General features: G+C 73.8%; 23 protein-coding genes. 12 read left to right on the top strand and 11 right to left on the bottom strand.

Annotated elements, in window-relative coordinates:
• Positions 1 to 94 precede the first annotated feature (94 nt).
• Together Q9R28_RS16540 and Q9R28_RS16535 are read left to right on the top strand one after the other, a co-directional pair.
• On the top strand, positions 95 to 976 hold the full coding sequence (locus Q9R28_RS16540; protein ID WP_066656105.1) for an ABC transporter ATP-binding protein: 882 nt from the start codon (positions 95 to 97) through the stop codon (positions 974 to 976).
• A complete protein-coding gene (locus Q9R28_RS16535; protein WP_209685828.1) occupies positions 973 to 2049 on the top strand; it encodes an ABC transporter permease in 1077 nt (358 codons plus the stop codon). The genes Q9R28_RS16540 and Q9R28_RS16535 overlap by 4 nt, the downstream gene beginning before the upstream one ends.
• A 556-nt stretch (positions 2050 to 2605) precedes the next feature.
• On the opposite strand, the gene Q9R28_RS16530 is transcribed toward Q9R28_RS16535, so the two are convergent.
• Positions 2606 to 3670, bottom strand: coding sequence for a putative sulfate exporter family transporter (locus Q9R28_RS16530; RefSeq protein ID WP_311206645.1), 1065 nt, complete (start codon positions 3668 to 3670; stop codon positions 2606 to 2608).
• A gap of 53 nt (positions 3671 to 3723) precedes the next feature.
• Between Q9R28_RS16530 and Q9R28_RS16525 the strand changes: the two genes are divergently transcribed.
• Entirely contained in the window at positions 3724 to 4404 is a 681-nt protein-coding gene (locus Q9R28_RS16525; RefSeq protein ID WP_311206644.1) for a hypothetical protein, read from the top strand.
• 19 nt (positions 4405 to 4423) lie between these two features.
• On the opposite strand, the gene Q9R28_RS16520 is transcribed toward Q9R28_RS16525, so the two are convergent.
• Positions 4424 to 5047, bottom strand: a complete 624-nt coding sequence (locus tag Q9R28_RS16520) for an LppP/LprE family lipoprotein (protein ID WP_209685833.1) — start codon at positions 5045 to 5047, stop codon at positions 4424 to 4426.
• A gap of 172 nt (positions 5048 to 5219) precedes the next feature.
• Here Q9R28_RS16520 and Q9R28_RS16515 point away from each other — a divergent pair, with 172 nt between their 5' ends.
• Positions 5220 to 5561 (top strand): hypothetical protein, encoded by a 342-nt coding sequence (locus Q9R28_RS16515; RefSeq protein WP_066656115.1) that lies wholly within the window; start codon positions 5220 to 5222, stop codon positions 5559 to 5561.
• Between the two features lie 100 nt (positions 5562 to 5661).
• Here the strand turns inward: Q9R28_RS16515 and Q9R28_RS16510 are convergent, their stop codons facing one another.
• Positions 5662 to 6519 carry an ABC transporter permease subunit gene (locus Q9R28_RS16510; protein ID WP_066656118.1) on the bottom strand — a complete coding sequence of 286 codons (858 nt, stop codon included), beginning with the start codon at positions 6517 to 6519 and terminating at the stop codon, positions 5662 to 5664.
• Entirely contained in the window at positions 6516 to 7436 is a 921-nt protein-coding gene (locus tag Q9R28_RS16505; protein WP_311206643.1) for an ABC transporter ATP-binding protein, read from the bottom strand. Before Q9R28_RS16505 ends, Q9R28_RS16510 begins: the two co-directional genes overlap by 4 nt.
• Before the next feature lie 214 nt (positions 7437 to 7650).
• On the opposite strand from Q9R28_RS16505, the gene Q9R28_RS16500 reads away from it, so the two are divergent.
• Positions 7651 to 8109, top strand: a complete 459-nt coding sequence (locus Q9R28_RS16500) for a DUF4383 domain-containing protein (RefSeq protein WP_209685837.1) — start codon at positions 7651 to 7653, stop codon at positions 8107 to 8109.
• 208 nt (positions 8110 to 8317) lie between these two features.
• Here Q9R28_RS16500 and Q9R28_RS16495 read toward each other — a convergent pair whose 3' ends face one another.
• Genes Q9R28_RS16495 through Q9R28_RS16485 form a run of 3 tightly spaced genes read right to left on the bottom strand, consistent with a single transcriptional unit; the run spans position 8318 to position 11080 of the window.
• Positions 8318 to 9259 carry a 3-oxoacyl-[acyl-carrier-protein] synthase III C-terminal domain-containing protein gene (locus Q9R28_RS16495; protein WP_066656122.1) on the bottom strand — a complete coding sequence of 314 codons (942 nt, stop codon included), beginning with the start codon at positions 9257 to 9259 and terminating at the stop codon, positions 8318 to 8320.
• The gene (locus Q9R28_RS16490; RefSeq protein ID WP_311206642.1) at positions 9256 to 10083 is read right to left on the bottom strand and encodes an MBL fold metallo-hydrolase; all 828 of its coding nucleotides are present in this window, start codon (positions 10081 to 10083) and stop codon (positions 9256 to 9258) included. Before Q9R28_RS16490 ends, Q9R28_RS16495 begins: the two co-directional genes overlap by 4 nt.
• Entirely contained in the window at positions 10076 to 11080 is a 1005-nt protein-coding gene (locus tag Q9R28_RS16485; protein WP_311206641.1) for an NAD-dependent epimerase/dehydratase family protein, read from the bottom strand. The genes Q9R28_RS16490 and Q9R28_RS16485 overlap by 8 nt, the downstream gene beginning before the upstream one ends.
• A 50-nt stretch (positions 11081 to 11130) precedes the next feature.
• Here Q9R28_RS16485 and Q9R28_RS16480 point away from each other — a divergent pair, with 50 nt between their 5' ends.
• A complete protein-coding gene (locus tag Q9R28_RS16480; RefSeq protein ID WP_251155779.1) occupies positions 11131 to 12384 on the top strand; it encodes a glycosyltransferase in 1254 nt (417 codons plus the stop codon).
• Positions 12385 to 12440: 56 nt separating this feature from the next.
• Here Q9R28_RS16480 and Q9R28_RS16475 read toward each other — a convergent pair whose 3' ends face one another.
• The 3 genes from Q9R28_RS16475 to Q9R28_RS16465 are packed head-to-tail and all read right to left on the bottom strand — an operon-like array spanning position 12441 to position 15801.
• Positions 12441 to 13598 carry a Gfo/Idh/MocA family oxidoreductase gene (locus Q9R28_RS16475; protein WP_311206640.1) on the bottom strand — a complete coding sequence of 386 codons (1158 nt, stop codon included), beginning with the start codon at positions 13596 to 13598 and terminating at the stop codon, positions 12441 to 12443.
• Entirely contained in the window at positions 13595 to 14437 is an 843-nt protein-coding gene (locus Q9R28_RS16470; protein ID WP_311206639.1) for a sugar phosphate isomerase/epimerase, read from the bottom strand. The genes Q9R28_RS16475 and Q9R28_RS16470 overlap by 4 nt, the downstream gene beginning before the upstream one ends.
• The gene (locus Q9R28_RS16465) at positions 14434 to 15801 is read right to left on the bottom strand and encodes an MFS transporter (protein WP_066656135.1); all 1368 of its coding nucleotides are present in this window, start codon (positions 15799 to 15801) and stop codon (positions 14434 to 14436) included. The genes Q9R28_RS16470 and Q9R28_RS16465 overlap by 4 nt, the downstream gene beginning before the upstream one ends.
• 302 nt (positions 15802 to 16103) lie before the next feature.
• Between Q9R28_RS16465 and Q9R28_RS16460 the strand changes: the two genes are divergently transcribed.
• Positions 16104 to 16409 (top strand): putative quinol monooxygenase, encoded by a 306-nt coding sequence (locus Q9R28_RS16460; protein ID WP_066656138.1) that lies wholly within the window; start codon positions 16104 to 16106, stop codon positions 16407 to 16409.
• A 118-nt stretch (positions 16410 to 16527) separates the two neighbouring features.
• On the opposite strand, the gene Q9R28_RS16455 is transcribed toward Q9R28_RS16460, so the two are convergent.
• A complete protein-coding gene (locus tag Q9R28_RS16455) occupies positions 16528 to 17784 on the bottom strand; it encodes an endo-1,4-beta-xylanase (protein WP_311206638.1) in 1257 nt (418 codons plus the stop codon).
• A 203-nt stretch (positions 17785 to 17987) separates the two neighbouring features.
• Here Q9R28_RS16455 and Q9R28_RS16450 point away from each other — a divergent pair, with 203 nt between their 5' ends.
• The 5 genes from Q9R28_RS16450 (at position 17988) to fdhD (ending at position 23182) form a co-directional block, all read left to right on the top strand.
• Entirely contained in the window at positions 17988 to 20042 is a 2055-nt protein-coding gene (locus Q9R28_RS16450; protein WP_311206637.1) for a glycosyltransferase family 39 protein, read from the top strand.
• A 28-nt stretch (positions 20043 to 20070) separates the two neighbouring features.
• Positions 20071 to 20679: an NTP transferase domain-containing protein gene (locus Q9R28_RS16445; protein WP_311206636.1), complete on the top strand. Its 609-nt coding sequence runs from the start codon at positions 20071 to 20073 to the stop codon at positions 20677 to 20679.
• A gap of 4 nt (positions 20680 to 20683) precedes the next feature.
• Entirely contained in the window at positions 20684 to 21016 is a 333-nt protein-coding gene (locus Q9R28_RS16440; RefSeq protein WP_311206635.1) for a DUF6457 domain-containing protein, read from the top strand.
• Entirely contained in the window at positions 21013 to 22209 is a 1197-nt protein-coding gene (locus Q9R28_RS16435; RefSeq protein WP_271826342.1) for a molybdopterin molybdotransferase MoeA, read from the top strand. Before Q9R28_RS16440 ends, Q9R28_RS16435 begins: the two co-directional genes overlap by 4 nt.
• 106 nt (positions 22210 to 22315) lie before the next feature.
• Positions 22316 to 23182, top strand: coding sequence for a formate dehydrogenase accessory sulfurtransferase FdhD (gene fdhD, locus Q9R28_RS16430; protein ID WP_066656158.1), 867 nt, complete (start codon positions 22316 to 22318; stop codon positions 23180 to 23182).
• Positions 23183 to 23196 lie beyond the last annotated feature (14 nt).

Raw genomic sequence — 23196 nt, 5'->3', positions numbered from 1 at the left:
CGGGAAGTCCCGCCTCTCGCCGGAGGTGGGCAGCGCCTCCCGGACCGTAGCGTCGAGACGTCGGCGAGGACCGCCGGCGGAAGGGGAACGGGCGATGCTCACCATCGAAGGCGTGACGAAGCACTTCGGCGACCGCCGGGTGCTCGACGACGTGGGGTTCTCGGTCGGCAGCGGCCGGCTGACCGGGTTCGTCGGCGGCAACGGCGCCGGCAAGACCACGACCATGCGGATCCTGCTCGGCGTCCTGCAGGCCGACACCGGGCGCGTGTCGATCGACGGCACCGAGGTCGGCCCGACCGACCGCCGCCGCTTCGGCTACATGCCCGAGGAACGCGGGCTCTACCCGAAGATGCCGGTCGCCGAGCAGATCACCTACCTCGCACGCCTGCACGGTGTCGACAAGCGGACCGCGGGGCAGCGGACCACCGCGCTGCTCGAACGACTCGACCTCACGCAGCACGCGAGCGACGCCGTCGAGAAGCTCTCGCTCGGCAACCAGCAGCGCGTGCAGGTCGCCGCGGCACTCGTCCACGACCCCGAGGTCCTGGTGCTCGACGAGCCGTTCTCGGGCCTCGACCCGATGGCCGTCGACACCGTGCTCGGCGTGCTCCGCGAGCAGGCGGCGAGGGGTGTCCCGGTGCTCTTCTCGAGCCACCAGCTCGACGTGGTCGAGCGGCTGTGCGACGACGTCGTGGTGATCGCCGACGGGACGATCCGTGCCGCCGGCTCCCAGGAGGACCTGCGCCGCAGCGCCGGCCCCGCCGCGTGGGAACTGCTCGTCGACGGCGACGTCGCGTGGATCCGCGACGAACCCGGCGTGACCGTGCGCGAGTTCGACGGCGGGTACGCGGTGTTCGAGGCCGACGAGCCCACGGCGCAGCGCATCCTGCAGCGCGCCGTCCAGCACGGCACGGTGGGCTCGTTCGCCCCGCGCGTGCCCCGTCTCAGCGAGGTCTTCCGGGAGGTCGTCCGATGACCAGCCACTTCGTCGACGCCGTCCGGCTCGTGACCGTCCGCGAGATCCAGGCCCGCGTCCGCAGCAAGGCCTTCGTGGTCTCCGCCGCGATCCTGGTGCTCGCCGTCGTCGTGTCCGTCGTCATCGCGGGCATCATCGGCAAGGCGACCGCAGACGACACCACGCCCGTCGCGGTGGTCGACGGCGTCTCGCTCCAGTCCACCGACGGCCTCGACGTCACCCCGACCACCACCGTCGCCCAGGCCGAGCGCCTCGTGCGGAGCGGTGACGTGGACGCCGCCGTCGTGCCGTCCGACGACACCCTCGGGTACAGCGTCGTCGGGCTCGAGGACACCCCGACCGACGTCGTCGGTGCCCTCAGCGTCACCCCTGCGGTGGAGCTCCTGCAGCCCGGCACGCTCTCGGCGGGCCTGGTGTCCGCCATCGGCATCCTGTTCGGCGTCGTCTTCTTCACCTCCGCCGTGACCTTCGGGTCGTCGATCGCGCAGAGCGTCGTCGAGGAGAAGTCGACGCGGGTGGTCGAGATCCTGATGGCCGCCATCCCGGCCCGTGCCCTGCTCGCCGGGAAGGTGCTCGGCAGCAGCATCATGGCGTTCGCGCAGATCATCGCCATCGCGATCGCCGGCGCCGTGGCCCTCGCGGTCACCGGGCAGGACAACCTGTTCACGTTGCTCGGCCCCAGCGTGCTCTGGTTCGTCGGCTTCTTCGCCGTCGGCTTCGTGCTCATCGCCGCGCTGTTCGCCGCGTCCGCCGTGCTCGTGTCCCGCCAGGAGGACGTCGGCAGCGTCACGATGCCCGTGATGCTCCTCGTGATGATCCCGTACATCCTCATCGTCTCGGCGGCGGACAACGAGACGATCGTCGGGATCATGTCGTACGTCCCGTTCAGCGCGCCGATCGGGATGCCGATGCGGATCTTCCTCGGGACCGCCGAGTGGTGGGAGCCGATCCTGTCGCTGCTGCTCGTCGCCGCGTCGGTCGTCGTGGTCGTCGCCGTGGGCGCGCGCATCTACGAGAACGCGCTGCTCCGGACCGGCGGACGGGTGAAGCTGACGGAGGCGATCCGCGGCTGACGTCGCCGCGCGACGGACGGGAGGCGCGGCGCCGGCTGGCACCGTGCCTCCCGTCCGGAACGCAGCCGCGCCGGGCGCGGGGCGCCCCGCACAACCAGGAGCACGTCACGCCACGGAACCGCACGGCGCGACGTGCCTCCCGTTGTGCGGGAGCACGTCACGCCACGCGGACGCCGCCGGACGGGAGGCACGGGCCTGGACCGCACCGCGCCTCCCGACCGGAACGCAGCCGCGCCGGGCGCGGGGCGCCCCGCACAACCGGAAGCACGTCGCGCCACGGAACCGCACGGCGCGACGTGCCTTCCGCTGTGCGGGAGCCCGTCACGCCACGCAGGCGCCGCCGGACGGGAGGCACGGTGCCGGCTGGCACCGTGCCTCCCGTCCGGAACGCAGCCGCGCCGGGCGCGAGGCGCCCCGCACAACCGGAAGCACGTCGCGCCACGAAACCGCACGGCGCGACGTGCCTTCCGCTGTGCGGGAGCACGTCGCGCCACGCAGGCGTCGCCGACGCGACGGCTGACGCACGGTGCCGGCTGGCACCGTGCCGCCGGGCCCGTCAGAGCTGACCGAAGGCCGCCTGCACTCCCAGGCTCGTCCCCGCGACGAGCACCCACAGCACGATGCCGAGCAGCATCGGCCGGAACCCGGCCCGGCGGAGCGCCGCGAAGTCCGTCGAGACCCCGACGGCCGCCAGCGCCACCGTGATGAGGAAGGTCGCCGCCGTCGAGAACCCCGGGGCCGCCGCCGCGGGCAGGACCCCGGTGGTCCGGAGGAGGACCACGACGAGGAAGCCGACCAGGAACCACGGGACCAGCCGCAGCACGCGGACGCCCCCGGCGCGACCCGTGCCGTCGACGGCGGCGTGCTGCGAGCGGGCGGTGCGGCGCGCCTCCAGGCCGGCGAGCCCGATCACGATCGGGATGATCATCAGGGTCCGCACGAGCTTGACGACGACGGCGGTGTCCGTCGCCTGACGGCCGTAGACCGTGGCGGTCGCGACGACGGAGGACGTGTCGTTCACGGCGGTCCCGGCGAAGACGCCGAACGCGTGCTGGGACAGGCCGAGCGCGTGGCCGACGAGCGGGAAGACGAAGACCGCGGCGATGTTGCAGAGGAAGATCGTCGACAGGGCGTAGGCGACCTCGGCACTGGCGGCACCGACCACGGGGGTGACGGCGGCGATGGCCGATGCGCCGCAGATGCCCGTGCCGACCCCGATCAGTGTGCGGAGCGTGCTCGACACCCGGAGCAGCCGGCCGATCCCCCACGCCGCGACGAGGCACACCACGAGCGTGGTGAGCATCACGGGGAGGGTCTCGCCGCCGATGCGCAGCACCTCGCCGATCGACAGCTGTGCGCCGAGGAGCACGACCGCTGCCTGCAGGACGCGGCTCGACGCGAACTTCACGCCGGGCTGGAGCCCACCGAGGTCGGCTGCTCCGTCGTCCTGGGCCCGTCGACGCCGGACGAGCCAGCCGACCAGCGCACCGAGCAGGACGGCCGGCACCGGACCGCCGACGACCGGGACCGCGCGGCCGACCAGGGTCGCGGCGACGCCGATCACGACGGCGAGCGCGACACCGGGCAGGGCAGCGGCGAGCGCCGGGCGGGACAGGGGCATGCGGTCCAGCATCCCACCGTTCCGTGCCCAGGCGGTACGGGCAGGCTGAGGTGGTGGACCATCAGTCGGAGCCGTGGGTGCAGCGACTGCGCGACGGCGTCGTACCGCCGCTGTGGCCGTTCGTCGCGGGCGCGCTCGGCCTGTTCGCCGTCGCGGTCGGCATGCTCGTCGTCGAGGCCCGGTTCGTCGACCAGGCGTCGCTCACCGGCCGCGGCTCGATCGCCGTCCTCCTGCCGCTGCTCGGCGCCGTGGGCTGCGTCGTCGCGCCGATCAGCGCCTGGCGGGACGGACGACGGGACCGACGTGCGCTCCGGCACGCGCACGGCCACGGCCAGGGTCGACCGGCGTTCCACCTCCCGGTCTCCGCGCGCGGGACCATCGCCGGACAGGACCTCCCCGACCCGCGCATCGCGCTCGTCACCGTCGACCGGAGCGGGCTGCTCGGCTGGTCCCCCGTGTCACCCGACCCGGTGGTGACGATCCCCTGGACGCGCGTCGCACGGATCGACCTGGCCACGAAGGACCACCGCGGACGACGGGAGGACTACGGGCTGTGGCTCACGCTGACGGACGGCGGACCGTTCGTCCTCGAACCGCGTTCGGCACTCGGTCGACCGTTCAGCGCGTCCCAGCCCCGGCTCGACGTCCTGCGGGACGTGCTGCGGGCGCTGCGCCCCGGGTCAGGGCCCGGGTCCGGGTCCGGGTCCGCCGGTCGACGCGGAGCACCGCGCTGAGTGACAGGGCGGCGGGACGTCACCGGGCGGGCGGGACGTCTCCGGACATCTCAACGCGACCGGCAGCGTCGTCCCACGTGTACGTCGCGGTCGCTCGGCCGGAGGGGTCGGCGTTGCTGTCCGCACCCTGCGGGTAGCGGTACTCGACGCGGATCGTCCCCGCGGACTCCCGCGTCACCTGCGGGACGAACGGGTACTGCTCCTTCGTCGCCGTCCCCAGGTACGTCCCGTCGTGGAAGAGCAGGATCGCGACCGGCGAGCTCGCGGTGCCGTCGACGACGCTGACGGTCACCGCGGACAGCGCGGCGCAGCCGTCGTAGACCGAGGTGTCGGCGTTCGACGCGTCCCACCGCGCCGACTCGAGGCCGGCGGGCAGCGGGAGGTCGGCGATCGGACCAGCGGCGGCGGCGGCCCCGTCGGACGGTCCGCAGGAGGGTGTCACGGTCGGCGTCGACGACGGGCCCGGGGTCCCGCTGCCCGTCGTCGACGACGAGGACGACGCCGAGTTCGAGGGCGTGACCGTCCGCGTGACGGTCGCGGTCGGGCCACCGCCGCCCCCGCCGGTGCACCCCGCGAGGGCGAGGGACGCCCCGGCGACGATCAGGAGCAGGCCGGCGGGACGGGAGTGACGTGTGGTGCGCATGGGACCACCCTGCCCGCCGCGCTGCCCGGATGTTCATCCCCCGACCGCACCGACGCCTGGAGACCCCACCGCCTGTCGGCGTACCATCCAGGCGGAAGCAAGGGCGGTTCCGAACACCTCCCGAGCACCGACCTCACGGGCCGGTCGAGTCAGACACAGATCAGAGCACGCCGTGACCGAACACCTCATCGAGTACGTCGCCCGCGACCGGACGGGCATCACCACCGTCGTCACCACGACCGGTGTCTTCGACGTCGACACCGTCATCGACCACATCCGCGCCGGGCACGCCGGCTACTACGTCGCGGCCGATTCGTGGAAGCGGACGCCGGTCCGGAGCATGTCGTTCATCGGCGGTTCCTACCTGTTCGCGAACTGGGACGGCTCGAAGCGGAACATGCTCCACGACCTCGCCTTCCGGATGCCGACCCGCGCGGTCGAGGTCGTCCAGCAGCCGCGGCGCTCGTGGCGACTGACGCGCGCCCTGCGCGGGCTGTTCTCACGGGCGGCCTGAACCGCCCGTACCCGGCTGCGGACGGACGGGAGGCTCGGTGCCGGTCGGCACCGAGCCTCCGTTCCGTCACGCCCCGCCTCGCGGGCCGCGCGGCTCGTCGTCAGACGTCGCGCTTCTTGACCGCGGCCAGGGCGAGGACACCGATCGCGACGACCCACGCTGCCAGGACCCCGCCGCCGGCCCAACCGTTCAGCACGACGCCCTCGGGTGCGGGCTGGCCCGCGGACCGCTCGTAGGTGTAGAGCTGGCTGCCGGCCTGGTCGGGCAGGAAGCGGGACACGTCGAGGAGCCACTGCTGGTCCACCAGCCCCGCGAAGAGCTGCAGCACGATCGGCAGGACGAGCAGCACGCCGAGCGCGATCGCGATGCCACCGGCGCTCGACCGGACCAGGAGGCCGATGCCGAAGGCGAGCAGTGCGATCCCCGTGACGTAGACCGACGAACCGAGGATCGGCATGAAGACGGCGGGGTCGGCCAGGTCGGCGTGCACGCCCTTGTCCGCCTGGAACAGCGCGACGAGCACGACCCCGATCCACGTCGCCGCTGCACTGACCACGAAGGTGGCCACGGCGAGGACGACGGCCTTGGCGAGGATCGCGCCGGTGCGCCCGGGGTCGGCCGTGAAGGTCGAGCGCACCTGCCCGGTGCCGTACTCACCCGTGATGATGAGGACACCCAGGACCGCGGCGACCAGCACGGTGAAGCCGACCGACGAGATGCTGAGGTTGACGATCTGGGCGTTCGCGACCGCCTGGGTCACCTCGGCGCCCTCGGGCAGACCGACGATCGGCGCGTAGAGCCCGAGCAGCGCACCGAGCCCGATGGTCAGCGCGACGATGATGGCGTAGCACCACCACGTCGACCGGATGCTGCGGAACTTGATCCACTCGCTGCGGACGAGTCGACCGAACCCGAGTCCGACGCGGTCGGGCATCGCGGTGGCCGTCGCGGCGCTCATCGTGCGACCTCCGCCTGGTACTCGACCTCGTCCTTCGTGAGGGCCATGTACGCCTCCTCGAGGCTCGCACCCATGGGGGTGAGTTCGTGGAGCACCGCGCCGACCCGGGCGGCGATGGTGCCGATCTGCTGTGCGTCGGGACCGACGACCACGAAGGCGCCGTCCTCGCGCGGGGTGATCGACGACGCCGCTGATCCCACGGCATCGAAGAGCTGGTCGGGGTGCGGGGTCCGGACGAGGGTCCGTGCGCCGCCGCCCTGTCCGCTGCCCGCGACGAACTCCGCGATCGGGGCGTCGGCCAGGACCTTGCCGCGGCCGAGCACGACCACGCGGTCGGCCGTCTGCGCCATCTCGCTCATGAGGTGACTGGAGAGGAAGACCGTGCGTCCCTCGGACGCCAGGTGCCGGGCGAGCTGGCGCACCCACACGACGCCGTCCGGGTCGAGGCCGTTGACCGGCTCGTCCAGGATCAGGGTCCTCGGGTCGCCGAGCAGTGCCGCCGCGATGCCGAGCCGCTGCCCCATGCCGAGGGAGAACCCGCCGACGCGCTTCTTCGCGACCGACTCGAGGCCGGTGAGCTCGATCACGTGGTGCACGCGGGACTTCGGGATGCCGTGCGTCGCCGCGAGCGAGAGCAGGTGGTTGTACGCGCTGCGCCCGGAGTGGACGGCCTTCGCCTCGAGCAGCGCGCCGACCTGGCGGAGCGGGTCGCGGAAGGACCGGTAGTCCTGGCCGTTCACCCGGACGCGTCCGGACGTGGGCGTGTCGAGGCCCATGATCATCCGCATGGTCGTGGACTTCCCGGCGCCGTTCGGCCCGAGGAAGCCGGTGACGCTGCCGGGACGGACGACGAAGGAGATGTCGTCGACGGCGGTCTTGGCGCCGTAGCGCTTGGACAGATGCTCGATCTCGATCACGTGGTCCACGCTATTTCCGGGACACCGTCGAGCGCGTCCCCCCTGGGGCGGAGACCCGGGGTCATCCCGCAGGAGGACGCCGCGCTGGAAGGACACCCGGACGGCGCACCAATCCGGCTGCGCACCTGCTCCGAAACCCCTGTACGACGACGACGCTGCCCCTGCGCGGTGACCCGGAGACGCCGTCGTGGAACGCATTCGGAAGGACCGCACCATGACCAGCAACGCAGCATCACCCCGTACCGGTTTCGCGTCGACCCTCGTCCAGAAGGGCGCACTGCTCTTCGGCGTCGTCTTCCTCATCGTCGGCATCGCCGGGTTCATCCCCGGACTCACGATGGACATGGGCACGCTGTCCTTCGCCGGCAACAGCTCGATGGCCATGCTCCTCGGCCTGTTCCAGGTGTCGGCCCTGCACAACATCGTCCACCTGCTGTTCGGCATCGTCGGCATCCTCGCCGCCCGCTCCGCCGCAGGGTCGCGCTCGTACCTGCTCATCGGCGGCATCGTCTACGCCGTGCTGTTCGTCTTCGGCCTCTTCGTCGCCGGCATGGCCGGGGCTGCGAACTTCGTCCCGCTGAACAGCGCCGACAACGTCCTGCACGCCTTCCTCGCCGTCGCGATGATCGTCCTCGGCGTGCTCCTGCCCCGCGCCGGACGCACCACCCGCTGACCGACCCCGGTGGACCGCCCGGTGCTGGGCGGTCCACCGGACCAGCGGTGGCCTCCCCGGGGATCAGGGGTCATCGGACGCCTCCGTCGCAGCAGCGGCGGGGGCGTCGTCGTGTCCCCGGCGAACCCGGCGCAGCGCCGACCGCGCGCGCCAGAGCCGCAGCGCCGACCGCGCGCGCGTCAGAGGCGCAGCGCCGACCGCGGGCGCGTCAGAGGCGCAGCGCGAGGGCGTTCGCGGTCAGGCCGGCAGCCGTCCCGCAGAGCAGCACGGTGTCCCCGCGCCGGAGCCGACCGTCGTCGAGGCACCGCGCGAGCATGAACGGCACCGACGACGAGACCGAGTTCCCGAACGCCGCGACCTCGTCGACGTACTTGTCCGTCGGGATCCCGAGCCGGCGCATCGCGAGCCCGATCGCGCCGCTGGCCTGGTGCGGTACGACCAGGTCGACGTCGTCCAGCCCGAGACCGCTGCGCTCCCAGAACCGCGCGAAGAACCCGGGCAGGACCCGGAGCATCCCGGTCAGGGCTCGCCGGCCGTGCATGTCGAACAGGTAGTCAGCGGGGTCGCCGTCGGCGTACTGCTGCGCCGGGTACCGGGACAGGCCGCCCCGGAGCTCGGTGTCGTGGGCGTGCTCCGGCCAGGTCTGCTGCAGCGCCGACAGCACCCCCTGCGTCCCGTCGCCGCGCGTCAGCACCACCGCGGCCGCAGCGTCGGAGAACAGCTCGGCGGACTCCCGTTGCGCCGGGTCGAGGAAACGTGACCCGACGTCCCCGGAGACGATGAGCACCCGGTCGTGGTCGCCGTCCTCCAGGTAGCGGGAGGCGATGTCGAGTGCCGTGATGAAGCTCGTGCACGTCGAGTTCACGTCGAACGCGGCCGCTCGGGCGTCGGGCGCGACCCGCTCCGTCACGAGTGCCGCCGTGCAGGGGATCGGCTGCACGCCGGCGGCGCAGGCGGCGATCACGAGGTCGAGGTCGGCGGCGTCGATGCCGGCGTGCTCGATGGCCCGGGACGCTGCCGTGGCGAGCATGTCGAGGTGCGACACGTCGTCGGCGATGCGGTACCGGGTGACGGTGCGGGCACCGCTGCCGTAGGTGACCGTCCGGTCCGGCAGTGCCGTCCCCCACCCGGCGATGGCGCAGTGCTTCATGGTCCCCCTCGGTCCTCGTCGTCGTCGACGAGCAGGTCCACCCCGGTCCGGTGCTCGTCGTGGCTGAACAGCAGTCTGACACCTGCGCGCTCGAGGGCGAGCAGGCGCTCGGCGGTGTCGCGCTGCGATCGGGCGTCGTGGGCGACCGCACGCGGCAGGAGGCGCAGGTCGCGCTCGCGTCCGAGCAGGTCGCGGCTCCAGGCAGCGTCGCCCGCGAGCAGCACACGGTCCTCGACCAGGACGCCGAGGTGCCCGTCGGCGTGCCCGGGCAGCCGGACGAGCCGCGTGCGACCGTCGCCGAACGGGTCGGCCGTCGACAGACCGACCGCGGCCAGCGGCCCGGTCGGGGCGGGGCCGAAGGCGCTGTCCGGGACGACCTGCAGCCGGTCGACGAGCCCCGCGGGCAGCAGCCCCCGCAGCTGCCCGGCGAGCACCCGCGGGCGGGCGGTGCTCCGGGCCACGCCCTCGGAGACCAGCACCCGCGCGTGCGGCACGGCAGCCAGCCCGCCGACGTGGTCGGGGTGCAGGTGCGACAGGACGACGTGCGTGACGTCGTCCGTGTCGATCGCGTCGGCGAGTGTGCTGCCCGGGGGGACGACGGGCGGGAGCAGGCGTCGGTACAGCCACCCGGCGGCACCCGTGCGCCACGGCAGGGGTGCGTACCCGGTGTCGAACAGCACGGAGCGGTCCGGACCGGACCAGTGGAAGACGTTCGCGGGGAAGACCCGACGGCCACGGGGTGCACCGCGGAGCAGACCGTGCACGTCGTGGGTCGTCCACCCGCAGGCGGCGGCGCGCAGGGTGCCGACCGGGCGCTCAGCCACGCGGCTGCCCACCGACGCGCCGGACGACGGTCGCGTAGCTCGCGAGTGCCTCGTCGAGCCCGACGACCGGCTGGTAGCCGAGCACCTGCCGAGCCCGGGTCAGGTCGAGGGTCTGCGAGTGCGTGATCGTCGTCACCGTGTACCGGGTGATCGGCGGCTCGGGCTGCCCGGGCAGCACCGTGCACACGGCCTCGAGCACGGCGGCCAGCGCGGACACCGGCCCGGCGGGCAGGTGCAGGTGCCGCGGCCGGACCCCGAGTCCGGTGAGCAGCTGGTCGAGGAGCTCGACGAACGGACGCGGGTCCCCGTTCGTGATGTTGAACGCCAGCCCGGCGGCCCCGGGCACCTCGGCCGCGAGCCGGACGGCGTGCGCGACGTTCTCGACGGCGGTCAGGTCGACGAGTCCGCGTCCGCCGCGCAGGAGGGGCACGCCGACCCGTTCGTGCACGCGGAGCAGCCTCGGGACGAGTCCGGTGTCGCCCGCGCCGATGATGCCGCGCGGCCGCAGGACGACGATCTCGGGTCCGTCGGGGTCGCCGGTCGCGGCGCGGAGGAGCGCCTCGGCGTGCAGCTTCGAGCGGATGTAGTGGTTCATCGGGCGGCTCGGGTCGACCTGGTCCTCGCGGATGTCGAGCCGGTCGCGCGGTGCGGCGTAGATGCCGGGCGACGACACGTGCACGAGCCGCCGCGCCCCGACGCGACGTGCGTACTCGAGCACCCGGGCGGTCCCGGTGACGTTGGCGTGCTCGAAGGCCGACCACGGGCCCCACGGCGAGCTGAGCGCCGCGCAGTGCACGACGACGTCGGCGGGGACGTCCGCGCGGGCGAGGTCGTCGAGGTCGCCGACGTGGACGTCCCCGGCGGGCAGCGCCGACGCCCGCCGACCGGACGCCGTGACGCGGTAGCCGTGCTCGCGCAGGGTCCGCACGACGTGACCGCCGACGAACCCGCTCGCCCCCGTGACCAGCGCGCGCTCCCCGGTGCCTGCTCCCCCCATGCCCCAGATCCTACGAGCCCGGCAGGAGCCGACGGCCCTAGGCTCGGGGCGTGCGGATCGCGCTGGTCACCGACTACTACCTGCCGACGCTCGGGGGCGTCCAGACGGCGGTGCGCTCCCTGGCCGAGGCCCTCACGGCAGCGGGACACGACGTCACGGTCTTCTGTCCCGACGACCCGGCGGGCCCCGCGCACTCGGCGGGCACGGCGCAGGCACCCGGCACCGCCACCGTGCCGGCCGTCGTCGGTCTGCCCGTCTCCCCCGTGTTCCGCCCCGACGGCTACCCCTTCGCGTGGTCCCCGCGTCGCCTCCGCGCCCTGCTCCGCCGCGAGTTCGCCGCACGCCGGGTCGACGTCGTGCACACCCACTCCGAGATGTTCGCGGCGCTCGGCGGGATCCGGGCCGCGCAGGACCTCGGCATCCCGGTGGTGCACACGATGCACGGCCGCATCGACGTCTACACGCGGAACGTCCTGCCCGTGCCCGCCGTCACGACCGCGCTGCTCGCCTTCCTGCACGCGACGCAGGTCCCCCGCCGGGGCGTCCGTGTCGCGGCCGACACCCCGTACACCCGGACCCGGACGGCGCGGCGGATGTGGCGGGTCATGCTCGCGCAGTCCCGGGCGAGCGACCACGTCGTGGTCCCGTCGCGGCACTTCGCCCACAAGCTCGTCGACCGGGGCGTCCGGACCCCGGTGTCGGTCGTCTCGAACGGCATCGAGCCCGCGGTCCTCGACGCGATCGGACCGGCGACCGTCCGGACCAGGACCGCAGACGAGCCGCTCCGGGTGCTCTGGGTGGGGCGCCTGTCGCCCGAGAAGCGTCCGGAGGTCCTGGTCGAGGCTGCCCGCTCCTTCCCACCCGGCACCGTGGTCGACGTGCTCGGCGACGGCGTCGCGCGTGCTGCGGTCGCCCGGGCAGCGGCCGGCACCCCGGTCCGGCTGCACGGCTCGACCCCGCACGACGAGGTCCTCGCCGCCATGCGCCGTGCACACGTGCTCGTGTCGAGTTCCTCCGACTTCGACAACCAGCCGATGGTGATGCTCGAGGCCGTCGCCACCGGCCTGCCCGTCGTGCACTGCGACCCGGACCTCGCCGAGGTCGTCCCCGACGGCGGTGGCTTCACGACGCCGACGCCGGACGCCGCGGGGATCGCGTCGGTCGTCCGACGGCTCCACGACGAGCCGGAGCATCTCGTGCGGGCGAGCGCCGCGCTGGTCGCGGCCCGCGACCGCGTCGAGCAGCGCGTCGACGAGCTGGTGGCGGTCTACGCGAGCGTCCTGCGGCCGTCCCGCACCACGTGACGGACGGGAGGCTCGGTGCCGGCCGACACCGAGCCTCCCGTCCGTCGTGTGGCCGCTCAGACCGTGGCGGACGCACCCTCGAGGGTCGCGGCGAGCGGGTCGAAGTCCTCGGGCAGCGACGCGATCGGCGCCACCGTCGACGCGACCTCGACGAACGCGCGGCGCGCGACGGACTCCTCGACCGCGACCATGGTGTCGAGCACGTGGTACCCGACCTCGCCGGTCGCGACGTGCGCACCGCCCCCGCGGATCGCCCGTGCCATGTCGAGCACGCCGAGACCACGGCCGACCGTCGGTTCCTCGTCGGACAGGGTCTCCCACGCCTGCTCGATCGGGAACGACACGTCCGTGCCGAGCGGTCGTGCGATGCGGATCGGGTGTCCGCCACCGAAGGTGTTCGGGTCCGGGAGCACGATCGTGCCCTCGGTGCCGTTCACCTCGAAGACGCCGTGCCGGAACAGCGGGGTGTCGAACGACAGCAGCGACTGCGCGTTCCCGCCCTGCTCGAACGACGTGAGCACCGAGAGGTGCGTCGGGACCTCGACCGGGAACTCCTGCCCGGCGTTCGGACCGACCACCAGCTGCCGGGTGCCGCGCGACCGGGACCCCGTCGCCACGACGGACGCGACCGGGCCGAGCAGGTGCACGAGCGCCGTGAAGTAGTACGGGCCCATGTCGAACAGCGGGCCGGCACCCTTCGCGTAGAGGAAGGACGCGTTCGGGTGGAACACGTCCGGTCCCTGCCACTGGAAGCTCGTGACGGCGGTGAGCGGGGTACCGATCGCGCCGGCCTCGATCGCACGCTTCGCGGTCTGCCACCCGGTGCCGAGGACGGTGTCCGGTGCGATGCCGAGGCGCAGGCCGAGCTCGTCGGCGAGCGCCACGAGTCCGGCGGCGCTCTCGCGGTCGACGCCGATCGGCTTCTCGCTCCAGACGTGCTTGCCGGCGCGGAGTGCCGCCGTGGAGACCTCGACGTGCGTGGCGGGCAGGGTGAGGTTCACGACGATCTCGACGTCGGGGTCGGTGAGGACCTCGTCGCCGGTGCCCGACGCGGGGATGCCCCACTTCGCCGCCGACGCCGCGGCGCGCTCGGTGTCGATGTCGCCGATCCGGACGACCTCGACGTCCGGGAAGGTCGTGAGGTTCGTCAGGTACTGCTCGCTGATCATCCCGGCGCCGATGAAGCCGACGCCGACGCGGCCGGTGCGGGTCATGCGGACACCCTCGTCGTGGCGGTCTCGTCCGACCCGGCGAGCGCGGCCTGCAGCCAGCGGTACGACTGCTCGACCCCGTCGAAGATCTCCCCGTCGAAGCCGTCGAACTCGATGACGGCGTACTCGAGCGCCGGTGCTGCGGCGAGCGCCTCGGCCAGCCGGACGTCGCCCTGGCCGGCCGGGGTCTGGTCGGTCGGCACCTGCGCGGTGGAGATCCCCTCGCGCATCGGGCCGTCCTTGACGTGCACGGCGACGATGCGGTCGCCGAGCTCCTCGACGAAGGGCACGAGGTCGATGCCCGCGGCGGACGCCCAGTACAGGTCGAGCTCGAGCACGACGCGCGGGTCGAGCAGTTCGGCGAGCACCTGGAGCGCGGGCTTCCCGCCGATGCGCGGCCGGAGCTCGTGGTCGTGGTTGTGGTAGCCGACGCGCAGGCCGTGGACGGCGGCTTCCTCGGCGGCGGCGTTCAGCCGGGCGGCGACCCGCTCGACGCCCTCGCGGGTCGTCCAGTGGTCGGGACCGACGAACGGGTCGATGACGATCTCGATGCCGAGCGCCGACGCCTCGGCGAACGTCTCGGCGTGCGACGGGGCGGTCATCACCGTGCCGTCCGGCAGCGGGATCGACTCCTCGACCAGGAAGGCGTGGCCGGTGCGGGCGCTGATGCCGTGCGCGTCGAACGCCGTCCGGAGCTCGGCTGCGCGGCCGACGAAGGCGAACGCCTCGACGGTGTCGAACCCGATGGCGGCCAGGCGGGCGACGCCGCCGTCGAGGTCGGGCGCCAGCGCCTTGTCGACCGTGTAGAGCTGGAGGGAGATGCGGGGTGCCACGGTGGTCACCGGACCTTCTTGATCGGGAGGATGACGAGCGCACCGAGGAGCACGGCGACGCCGGCACCCCAGAGCATGAGCGTGTAGTTCTGGCCGCCGCCGAGGCCCAGCAGGAACAGGCCGACCGCCGGGGCGAGCGACTGCGGCAGGGCGTTGGCGATGTTGATGACGCCGAGGTCCTTGCCGGGACGCTCGGGGTCGGGCAGCACGTCGACGACGAGCGCGGTGTCGATCGCTGCGTAGATGCCGAAGGCGAACCCGAGCACGATCTCCGCGAAGTAGAACCCGCCGACGCTGTCGACGTGCGCGAGGATCACCAGGCCGACCGCGGTGAGGGCGGTGGAGCCCCAGACGAAGACCTTGCGGCGTCGGACGCGGTCGGACACCCAGCCCGAGACCGCGGCGCTGACGAGCAGGGCGACCGTGTACAGGAGCACACCGAACGCGACGGTGGCGGTGGCCTCGGCCAGGTCCTCGATCCCGATCTGCTCCTGCATGTACAGCACGCGGTACGTCGTGAACATGAACGTGCCGAAGGTGATGAGGAAGCGGCCCCACCAGGCGAGCCCGAAGTCGGGGTGCTTGATCGGGTTCGTCCAGAACGACGCGATCAGGGTGACCCAGCTGAAGGGCTTGGTCGTGGCCGGGAGCTCGTCGCGGGCCACGACCGCGTAGACGAGGATCACGACGATCGCCAGGATGCCCGGCGCGATGAAGAGGACCGGCAGGTTCCCGACCAGGTACACGGCGAGGTAGAGGCCGGCGAGGATCGCGATGTTCTGCGCGAGGGCGATGACGCTCGACGCCTTGCCGCGCTGGAACTCGGGCACGTTGTCCGCGAAGCTCGCGGTCAGGGTGGCGAGGACGGCGTTCGCGGCGACCTGGGCGAGCACCCACGCGATGGTGAGCTGCAGGACGTCCGGCGCGAACGCGAGCCAGGCCAGCGCGACGACGAAGACGACGACGCCACCGACCATCCAGGGCCGACGGCGACCCCAGCGCGTGCGGGTGCGGTCGGAGAGTGCCCCCGCCAGCGGGTTGGCGAGCAGGGCGCCGAGGGCACCGAACGGCAGGACCGACCCGACGATCGTCTCGGGGCTGTCCGGGTTCAGCACCGTCGCCTTGATCGCCATGCCCACGAACACCGGGGTGAGCAGGGCGGCGAAGAGGCCGAACTGGGCGAGGCTGAGTGCCCAGAGGTACTTCGGGCCGACCCGGACGGTGCTGACGTTCTGCGTGAGGCCCTCGACCGAGAACGCACGCGATGCGGCTGCGGGGTCGGTGCTCGTGGCTCCCGCGGCCGCGGTGACCGGCGGGTTCGCGGTACCGGCGAGACCGGACTGCGGTTCTTCCTTCGACGTCGGTGTCGACATGACTCCTCCTCGAGCCATCGGGGGCGGCGTGCCCTCTCGAATACCTAGTGCTGCTAGGTGATCAGGACAGTAACACCGAAAACCTTCCTCCGGAAGCTTTCTTCTCGACATGTGTCGGCGTCGAGCCCGCAAGACGCAACCCCGGCGGTTCCCCGCAACGCCCCACCGCTGCGAGCAGTCGCCGACGTTGCGTTCTGCACTTCTCCGTCGGTCCGCGGAACACCACGGGTCACCCGGACGTTGGCGCACTCGGCACCCGACGGACGGGTGCCGAGAACGAGCACCAGACGAAAGGCACGCACATGACCCAGACGGTCCTCCTCGAGGTCCAGCTGCGAGACGACGTCGCGCAGGACACGATCGACTCCGCGATCCGCGAGACCCTCGCCCAGACGGCGACCTTCGCCGGCAACGAGTCGCTCGAGGTCCTGGTCGACGACTCCGACCCGCTGCACCTCGTCGTGCTCGAGCGGTGGACGACGCCCGCCGACCACGACGCCTACGTCGCCTGGCGCGCGACCGACGAGGGTGCCCCGAGGGCCCTCGCGGCGATCGTCGCCGCGCCGCCCGTCACGCGGACGTTCGGCCGGACGCTCGACCTGGGCTGAGCACGCAGGGCCGCGTCCGCGGTCCCGACGGCACCGCACCGCGCGGCGCGGGACCGGGGGGCGACACCGGACGGGAGGCACGGGACGGACCCGCACCGCGCCTCCCGTCCGCCGCTGGTCACGTCGCGGACGCGACCACCCGCTGCTCGGCCGGCTCGCGCCCGACGGTGACCGCCGCCGACGCGCCCCGCACCTCGGCCCGGTACTCCCCCCGGAACCCGCGCACCCGCACCTGTCCGCGCTCGTCCGTGCGGAGCACCGTCGGCCCGGTCCACCACTCGTCCTTCACCAGGCGACGGAGTGCCTCGTACGACGGCTTCGGCGTCCCGTCCTCGCGGACCAGCCCGATCGGCGCGCCGAGCCAGGCGCCCGCGTCGGTGATGCCCCAGGAGGTGACCGCCTCGACCGCGGGGTGCCCGACCAGGCTCCGGTGGTGCCGCTCGACCTCGTCCGCCTGTCGGGCCTCGCCCTCGGGCGTCGAGGGCCACGAGTCCACCACGTGGTCGTTCAGGTCCACGATGTCCGCGGGCATGAGGTCACCCGACACGAGCGAGGTCTCGGTCAGGTGCAGCGGCAGGCCGTACCGGGCGAAGCGGTCGACCATCGCGAGCACCGTGTCCTCACCCCAGTACCCCTGGTGCATGTGGGTCTGCAGCCCGATGGCGTCGATCTGCACGCCGGCCTCGAGCACGCCCTCGATCAGGCACTCGTACGCGCTCGACAGGTCGAAGTCGTTGAGCAGCAGGGTCGCGTGCGGGTTCGCGGCGCGGGCCTCCTCGAACGCCATCCGGATCGTCGGGATGCGGCCCTTCGCCCGGGCGAGCGGGGTGATGGCGTTGTCGCCGTTGTCGAACACGGGCATGATGACGACCTCGTTGATCGCGTCCCAGGTGTCGACCAGCCCGGCGAGGTCGCCGACCTCGCGGCGGATGCGCTCCCGCTGCAGCTGCTCGACCTCGTCGAGGGGCAGCCCGAGGAGCCAGTCCGGCTGCACGGTGTGCCAGACGAGCGGGTGCCCCTTGAGCGCGATCCCCCGGTCGCGGAACCACTCCGCGGTGCGCCGGAGACGAGCGGTGTCCGGGCGCCCGCGCTCCGGCTCGAAGCGACCCCAGTAGAACGGCAGCGTCGCGGTCGTGAAGACGTCGGCGTACAGGTCGGCGAGGCGTTCGAGGCGCTCCCGTCCGGCACCGTCGACCTCGTCGTTCGCCAGCTCCACGAAGTCGAACCCGATGTTGCCGAACCCGAAGGCGTGCCGGGTCTGCTCGACGGCGACCTCGACGTCCGGCAGCGGTGCGCCGTGGTGGTCGACGACCGTCAGGACCGTCTCGCCGGTGCGGTGCGCGACCGACTCGTGCTGGACTCCGTGCTCGACCATGGGCTGCTCCTCCGGCGGCCGCGTCGCCACCGTCGTCCGGTTTTGTTGTGCTGCCGAACATAGCCGGTGCTCGGCGGACGCGACAGCCCCGACCCCACCGTCGTCCGGAGATCGCGGTTCCCTGGGGGCCTGGCTGAACGGATCCGTTGCCCCCGGGCGGCTCCGCACGGCTGCTCCATCGACTGCGGCGGGACAGTCACCGCATGACGACGACGATCGACGCGGCCGCGGGACGCCCGGCCCGGTGGTGGCACCAGAGCCGGTGGGAGCAGACCACCCTCACCCTGGTGGTGGTGCTCGGCGCGGTGCTCACGAGCTGGAACCTCGGCCGCGGCGGCGACCTGTCCTTCTACGCGAGCGCCGTCCGGTCCATGTCCGAGTCCCTGCCGGCCTTCCTCTCGGGCTCCTTCGACCCGGATGCGACCGTCACGCTCGACAAGCTCGCCGGCTTCGCGGTCCCCCAGGCGATCAGCGTGCACCTCTTCGGCATGTCCGCGGCCGCGATGGGCCTGCCGCAGGTCGTCGAGGGCGCCGTCACCACGCTGGCGGTGTCGGTGGTCGTGCTCCGCTGGCTCGGGGCCCGCGCCGGTCTGGTCGCGGCCGCGCTGACCGCCGCGACCCCGATCTTCGTGTCGATGTTCGGCCACCCGATGGAGGACGGCCTGCTCACCGCTGCGCTCGCCGTCGCCCTCGTGTGGTGGCAACGCGCCGCCCTGACCCGCACCTGGTGGCCGCTGCTGCTCGCGGGACTGTTCGTCGGCATCGGGTTCCAGGCGAAGATGCTGCAGGCGTGGCTGGTCCTGCCGGCGCTGGTGGTCGGCACCCTCGTCGCGACCGCCGGTCCGGGTCCGCGCTGGCGTCGGGCCGCCGGTCACCTCGCCGCCCTGGTGTCGGCGACGCTGGTCGCGAGCCTCGGCTGGTCGGTCGTCGTCGCCCTGCTCCCGACGGCCGACCACCCGTTCGTCGACGGCTCCACCGACGACAGCGTCTTCGCGATGGTCTTCGGCTACAACGGGGTCGACCGGTTCCTGCCGGGCGCCTGGCCGGGCGCCGTCAGTGTGCTGCGGACCGCTGGTGACGCGGCCGCGGACCGGTGGTCGCTCGCGGTCAGCCACGCGGCCGGACACCCGCTCCTGCAGCTGTTCTCACCCCGCTACGCCTCGCAGGTCGGGTGGTCGTGGCCCGCTGCGCTCGCCGGGATCGTGCTCGGCGCGTTCCGCTGGTGGCCGCGACGCACCGTCCGGGAGGCCCGGGTCCCCTCCGCCACGCTGTGCACGCTGGTCGTCTGGCTGGCGACCGAGGTGGCGGTCCTGTCCGTCATGCACCTGCCGCACACCGCCTACGTCGCGGGCATCGGCGTGCAGCTCGCCGCCCTCGCCGCCCTCGGCTGGTGGGGAGCCGCCCGGCTCGCGGACGCGCCGGACCGCCGACTGCGGCTCGTCCCCGCCGGGCTGCTCGTCCTGCAGGGCGCCTGGTGGACCTGGCTCGCACGCACCTCGGCAGAACCGGCACTGCTCGCGACCGTCGCCGTCGGCACGACCGCCGCCGCCCTCGTCGTGCTCGCCGTCCGGAGCCGTCGGTCCGGGTCGGCGGCGACCGGACGAGCGCCGGGCGGGGCGGGGCGCCGGACCGCGGGGGCCCTGCTCGTCGCCGCGGTCGTGCTCGGGCCCGCGTGCTTCTCCCTGCAGGCGCTCGACGCCGCTCGCGACGGTGACCGGGGCGACGCGTCGGTCGGGGTGCGACAGGACGCTGCGACGTGGGGCGGTGCGCGGTCGCAGCGGGTGTCGGCGCCGGGCCGAGGCGGTCCCCGCCGCGTCGGGCAGGCGATCGAGGACGCTCCCTTCACCGTCTCGGCACCGGACCCGTGGGGCGCTGGGCAGGGCCTGCCCACGGCGGACGCCGAACTGGTGCGGGACGCCGAGCGCGCAGGAGGCGGGCGGGACGGCGCCCCGCTGTTCCTCACCGACTCGTGGCGGGTCGCGTCGGACGTGATCGGTGCCACCGGGAAGGAGGTCCTGACCGACGGCGGGTTCTCCGGACAGGTCGCCGTGTTCTCCGCGGCGCAGATCGAGTCGATGGTGCACTCCGGTCGGGAACGGCTGTTCCTCGTCGCACGGGACGGACGCGCCGCGGACCCGGTGCGCCAGGCCACGACCGCGCTCGGGTGCCGCGTCCTGCACCGGTGGGGCCCCGCGTTGGGCCAGGGACCGTCGCAGTGGGACGCACTCCAGTCCTTCGCGCTCGAGCGCTGCTCCTGACCCCGGGCCGTCCGGCTACGGTGCAGGCATGACCTCCCCGGCCGCACCGCACCACGACGCCGTCCTGCTGGCCGGCGGCCGAGCGACGCGCATGGGTGGGATCGACAAGACCGCCCTCGTCGCCGACGGCGTCGCACTGTCCGACCACGCCGTCGCCGCGGCCGCCGGCGCTCGTCGGACCGTGCTCGTCGGGCTGCGGGCGGGACGGGGTGCACCCGCCGGGGTCGTGCACACGCGCGAGGACCCGCCCCTCGGCGGGCCGGTCGCCGCGATCGCCGCCGGACTCGCCGCCGTGGCCGACCCCGCGCCGTGGACGCTCGTGCTCGCGTGCGACCTCGTGCGCCCGGAGCCGGCGGCCGCGCTGCTGCTCGACGCCGCCGGCACGGCACCCGACGACACGGACGGCGTCGTCGCGGTCGATGAGGACGGGCGTCGCCAGCACCTGCTCGCGCTGTACCGCTCGGACGCGCTGCGCGCCGCGGTCCGGGCGCTCGGCGACCCGACCGGCGCGGCGGTGCGACGGCTGACCGACGGCCTCCGGCTCGTCGAGGTCCCGCTGCCCGCCGCACTCTGTGCGGACGTGGACGAACCGGAGGACGCCACGCGGGCCACGGCGGACGCCCGGCTGCTTGACTGACCGCATGACCACTGACGACGTCCTCGCCGCCTGGACCGCCGAGCTCGCCGAGGCGCTCGGCCTCCCCCAGGGCTCTGCGCTCGACCGCGACGTCGTGCTCGACCTCGCCCGTGACGCCGCGCACGGCGTGGCCCGTCCGGCTGCCCCGCTGACCACCTTCCTGGTCGGGTACGCCGCGGGGCTCCGCGGCGGGTCGGAGGCGGACCTGGCCGACGCCGCAGCGACCGCGACACGGCTCGCACTCGCGCACGGGGACGCCCCGGACACGACCGACGGCCCGGACGGACCCGAGCACACGAGCCGGACCGACGGCACCACCGGGTCCGACGCCCGGTGACGCTGGTCCTGCCGTCCTGGTCCGACGCCCGACACGAGGCACACCGGCAGGGCGTCCGCCTCGCCGCCGACACCGCCGCCGACCCGGGAGCCGGATCCGTCCGGCTCGACCTGGCGTCGGCGCTCGGCCGGACGCTCGCCGGCGACCTCGCCGCCCGCGGCGACGTCCCCGGGCACGACGGCGCAGCCATGGACGGGTGGGCCGTCGCGGGGCCGGGGCCGTGGGTGCTCGGCGCGCCGATCGTCGCCGGAGCGGTCCCCTCCGGCGCGCCGCTGACGACGGGGCACGCCCGACCGATCACGACCGGGGCACCCGTCCCGCCCGGCACGGCGGCCGTGGTGCGGTCCGAGGACGCCACCGTCGACGACGACGGCCGGTTGGTCCGCCACACGCCGTCCACCCGACGACACGTCCGGCCGGCGGGCGAGGAGGTCACCCGGGACCAGGTGCTGTTCACCGGCGGCACGGTGCTCACGCCTCCGCGTGCAGCGCTGGCGGCCGCCTCGGGGGTCGACGACGTGCGCGTCGCGCCGGCCCCGACCGCCCGGGTCGCGGTGCTCGGCGACGAGGTCGTCGGTGCCGGGGTCCCACGACCCGGACAGGTCCGCGACGTCTTCTCGCACACCCTTCCCGCGGTGCTCGGGACCTTCGGTGCCGACCCCGTCGCCGCTGACCGCGTGCCGGACGACCCCGACACCACCGCCCGCGTGCTCGACGCCGCTCGCGAGCGCCTCGTCGTGAGCACGGGCGGCACGGCCGGTTCGTCGACCGACCACGTCCGCGGTGCGCTCGCCCGGATCGGGGCCGAGCTGCTCGTCGACCGGGTCGACGTGCGTCCGGGTCGACCGATGCTGCTGGCCCGCCGGGGCCCGACGGTGTTCCTGTGCCTGCCCGGCAACCCGATGGCCGCGATGGTCGGCCTCGTGCTGCTCGGTGGACCGCTCGTCGCCGGACTGCTCGGGCGACCGCTCGAGCCGGTGGGACGGGTGCGGCTCGCGGTCGACGTGCCCAACGACCGGCCGGGCGCGCTGGTGCTCGCGTACCGCGCGACGCCCGAGGGCGCCGTCCCGGCGTCGCACCAGACCTCGGCGATGCTCCGGGGCCTGGCCGACGCGGACGGACTGCTGGTCGTCCCGGCCGGCGGCGGCGTGGCGGGCGAGGACGTGCCTCCCGTCCGGCTGCCGTGGTGCTGACGGGCGCACCGGACGGTCCGACGGCGGGCCTGAGGACCGCCACAGGACGGCGCGCGGGAACCGCACCGCCCTGGCGGGTGCCGGGCGCGGGTGGTAGACCCGGAGCATGAGCCGGATCACGGCGCGGAAGCGCGTCACCCGCATCACCGTCGCGACGTCCCGGTCGGTGCGCGACGACCTGCTGGCCGTCGAGGAGCCGCTCGAGATCCGCGTCGGCGGGAACTCGCTCGCGATCACCATGCGGACGCCCGGCAACGACGTCGACCTCGCCGCGGGGTTCCTGGTGTCCGAGGGCGTGATCGCCCGGGGTGACGACTTCGCCGCCGCCCGGTACTGCGCCGGGGCGACGGACGAGGGGCTCAACACCTACAACGTGCTCGACGTGACGCTCGCACTCGGCGTCCCCGCGCCGGACCCGAGCCTGGAGCGCGCGTTCTACACGACGAGCTCGTGCGGCCTGTGCGGCAAGGCCAGCATCGACGCCGTGCGGACGACCTCGCAGCACAGCGTCCTGCACGACGACCTCGTGCTCGACCCGGCGCTCCTCGCGACGTTCCCCGACCGGCTGCGCGAGGCCCAGGACGTGTTCGAGAAGACCGGCGGCCTGCACGCCGCAGCGCTGTTCGACGGCGCCAGCGGGCGGATGCTCGTGCTCCGCGAGGACGTCGGTCGGCACAACGCCGTCGACAAGGTCGTCGGGTGGGCCGTGAAGGAAGGACGGCTGCCCCTGCGGGGTACGGTCCTCATGGTCTCCGGCCGGGCGAGCTTCGAGCTGACGCAGAAGGCCTCGATGGCCGGGATCCCGGTGCTCGCCGCCGTGTCCGCGCCGTCGTCGCTCGCGGTCGACCTGGCGAAGGAGGTCGGCATCACGATCGTCGGCTTCCTGCGCGGCCAGAGCATGGTCGTCTACAGCCGCCCCGAACGCATCACCGAACCAGCACCAGCCCCTCGAGAGACCGTGAGCGCACCGTGACCGAACAGCCCCCG

This window comes from Curtobacterium sp. BRD11 (assembly GCF_031844345.1).
Lineage (GTDB): Bacteria > Actinomycetota > Actinomycetes > Actinomycetales > Microbacteriaceae > Curtobacterium.
The sequence above is the reverse complement of the archived record's forward strand: the minus strand, read 5'-3'. Positions and strand labels throughout refer to the sequence as shown.

Bases quoted from the DNA above. Each gene is read 5' to 3' on its own strand.
- Q9R28_RS16510 (WP_066656118.1), bottom strand. From the start codon at position 6,519: ATGAGCGCCGCGACGGCCACCGCGATGCCCGACCGCGTCGGACTCGGG.
- Q9R28_RS16500 (WP_209685837.1), top strand. From the start codon at position 7,651: ATGACCAGCAACGCAGCATCACCCCGTACCGGTTTCGCGTCGACCCTC.
- Q9R28_RS16455 (WP_311206638.1), bottom strand. From the start codon at position 17,784: ATGGTCGAGCACGGAGTCCAGCACGAGTCGGTCGCGCACCGCACCGGC.
- Q9R28_RS16460 (WP_066656138.1), top strand. From the start codon at position 16,104: ATGACCCAGACGGTCCTCCTCGAGGTCCAGCTGCGAGACGACGTCGCG.
- Q9R28_RS16540 (WP_066656105.1), top strand. From the start codon at position 95: ATGCTCACCATCGAAGGCGTGACGAAGCACTTCGGCGACCGCCGGGTG.
- fdhD (WP_066656158.1), top strand. From the start codon at position 22,316: ATGAGCCGGATCACGGCGCGGAAGCGCGTCACCCGCATCACCGTCGCG.
- Q9R28_RS16465 (WP_066656135.1), bottom strand. From the start codon at position 15,801: ATGTCGACACCGACGTCGAAGGAAGAACCGCAGTCCGGTCTCGCCGGT.
- Q9R28_RS16445 (WP_311206636.1), top strand. From the start codon at position 20,071: ATGACCTCCCCGGCCGCACCGCACCACGACGCCGTCCTGCTGGCCGGC.
- Q9R28_RS16485 (WP_311206641.1), bottom strand. From the start codon at position 11,080: ATGGGGGGAGCAGGCACCGGGGAGCGCGCGCTGGTCACGGGGGCGAGC.
- Q9R28_RS16495 (WP_066656122.1), bottom strand. From the start codon at position 9,259: ATGAAGCACTGCGCCATCGCCGGGTGGGGGACGGCACTGCCGGACCGG.
- Q9R28_RS16520 (WP_209685833.1), bottom strand. From the start codon at position 5,047: ATGCGCACCACACGTCACTCCCGTCCCGCCGGCCTGCTCCTGATCGTC.
- Q9R28_RS16440 (WP_311206635.1), top strand. From the start codon at position 20,684: ATGACCACTGACGACGTCCTCGCCGCCTGGACCGCCGAGCTCGCCGAG.
- Q9R28_RS16535 (WP_209685828.1), top strand. From the start codon at position 973: ATGACCAGCCACTTCGTCGACGCCGTCCGGCTCGTGACCGTCCGCGAG.
- Q9R28_RS16450 (WP_311206637.1), top strand. From the start codon at position 17,988: ATGACGACGACGATCGACGCGGCCGCGGGACGCCCGGCCCGGTGGTGG.
- Q9R28_RS16475 (WP_311206640.1), bottom strand. From the start codon at position 13,598: ATGACCCGCACCGGCCGCGTCGGCGTCGGCTTCATCGGCGCCGGGATG.
- Q9R28_RS16530 (WP_311206645.1), bottom strand. From the start codon at position 3,670: ATGCCCCTGTCCCGCCCGGCGCTCGCCGCTGCCCTGCCCGGTGTCGCG.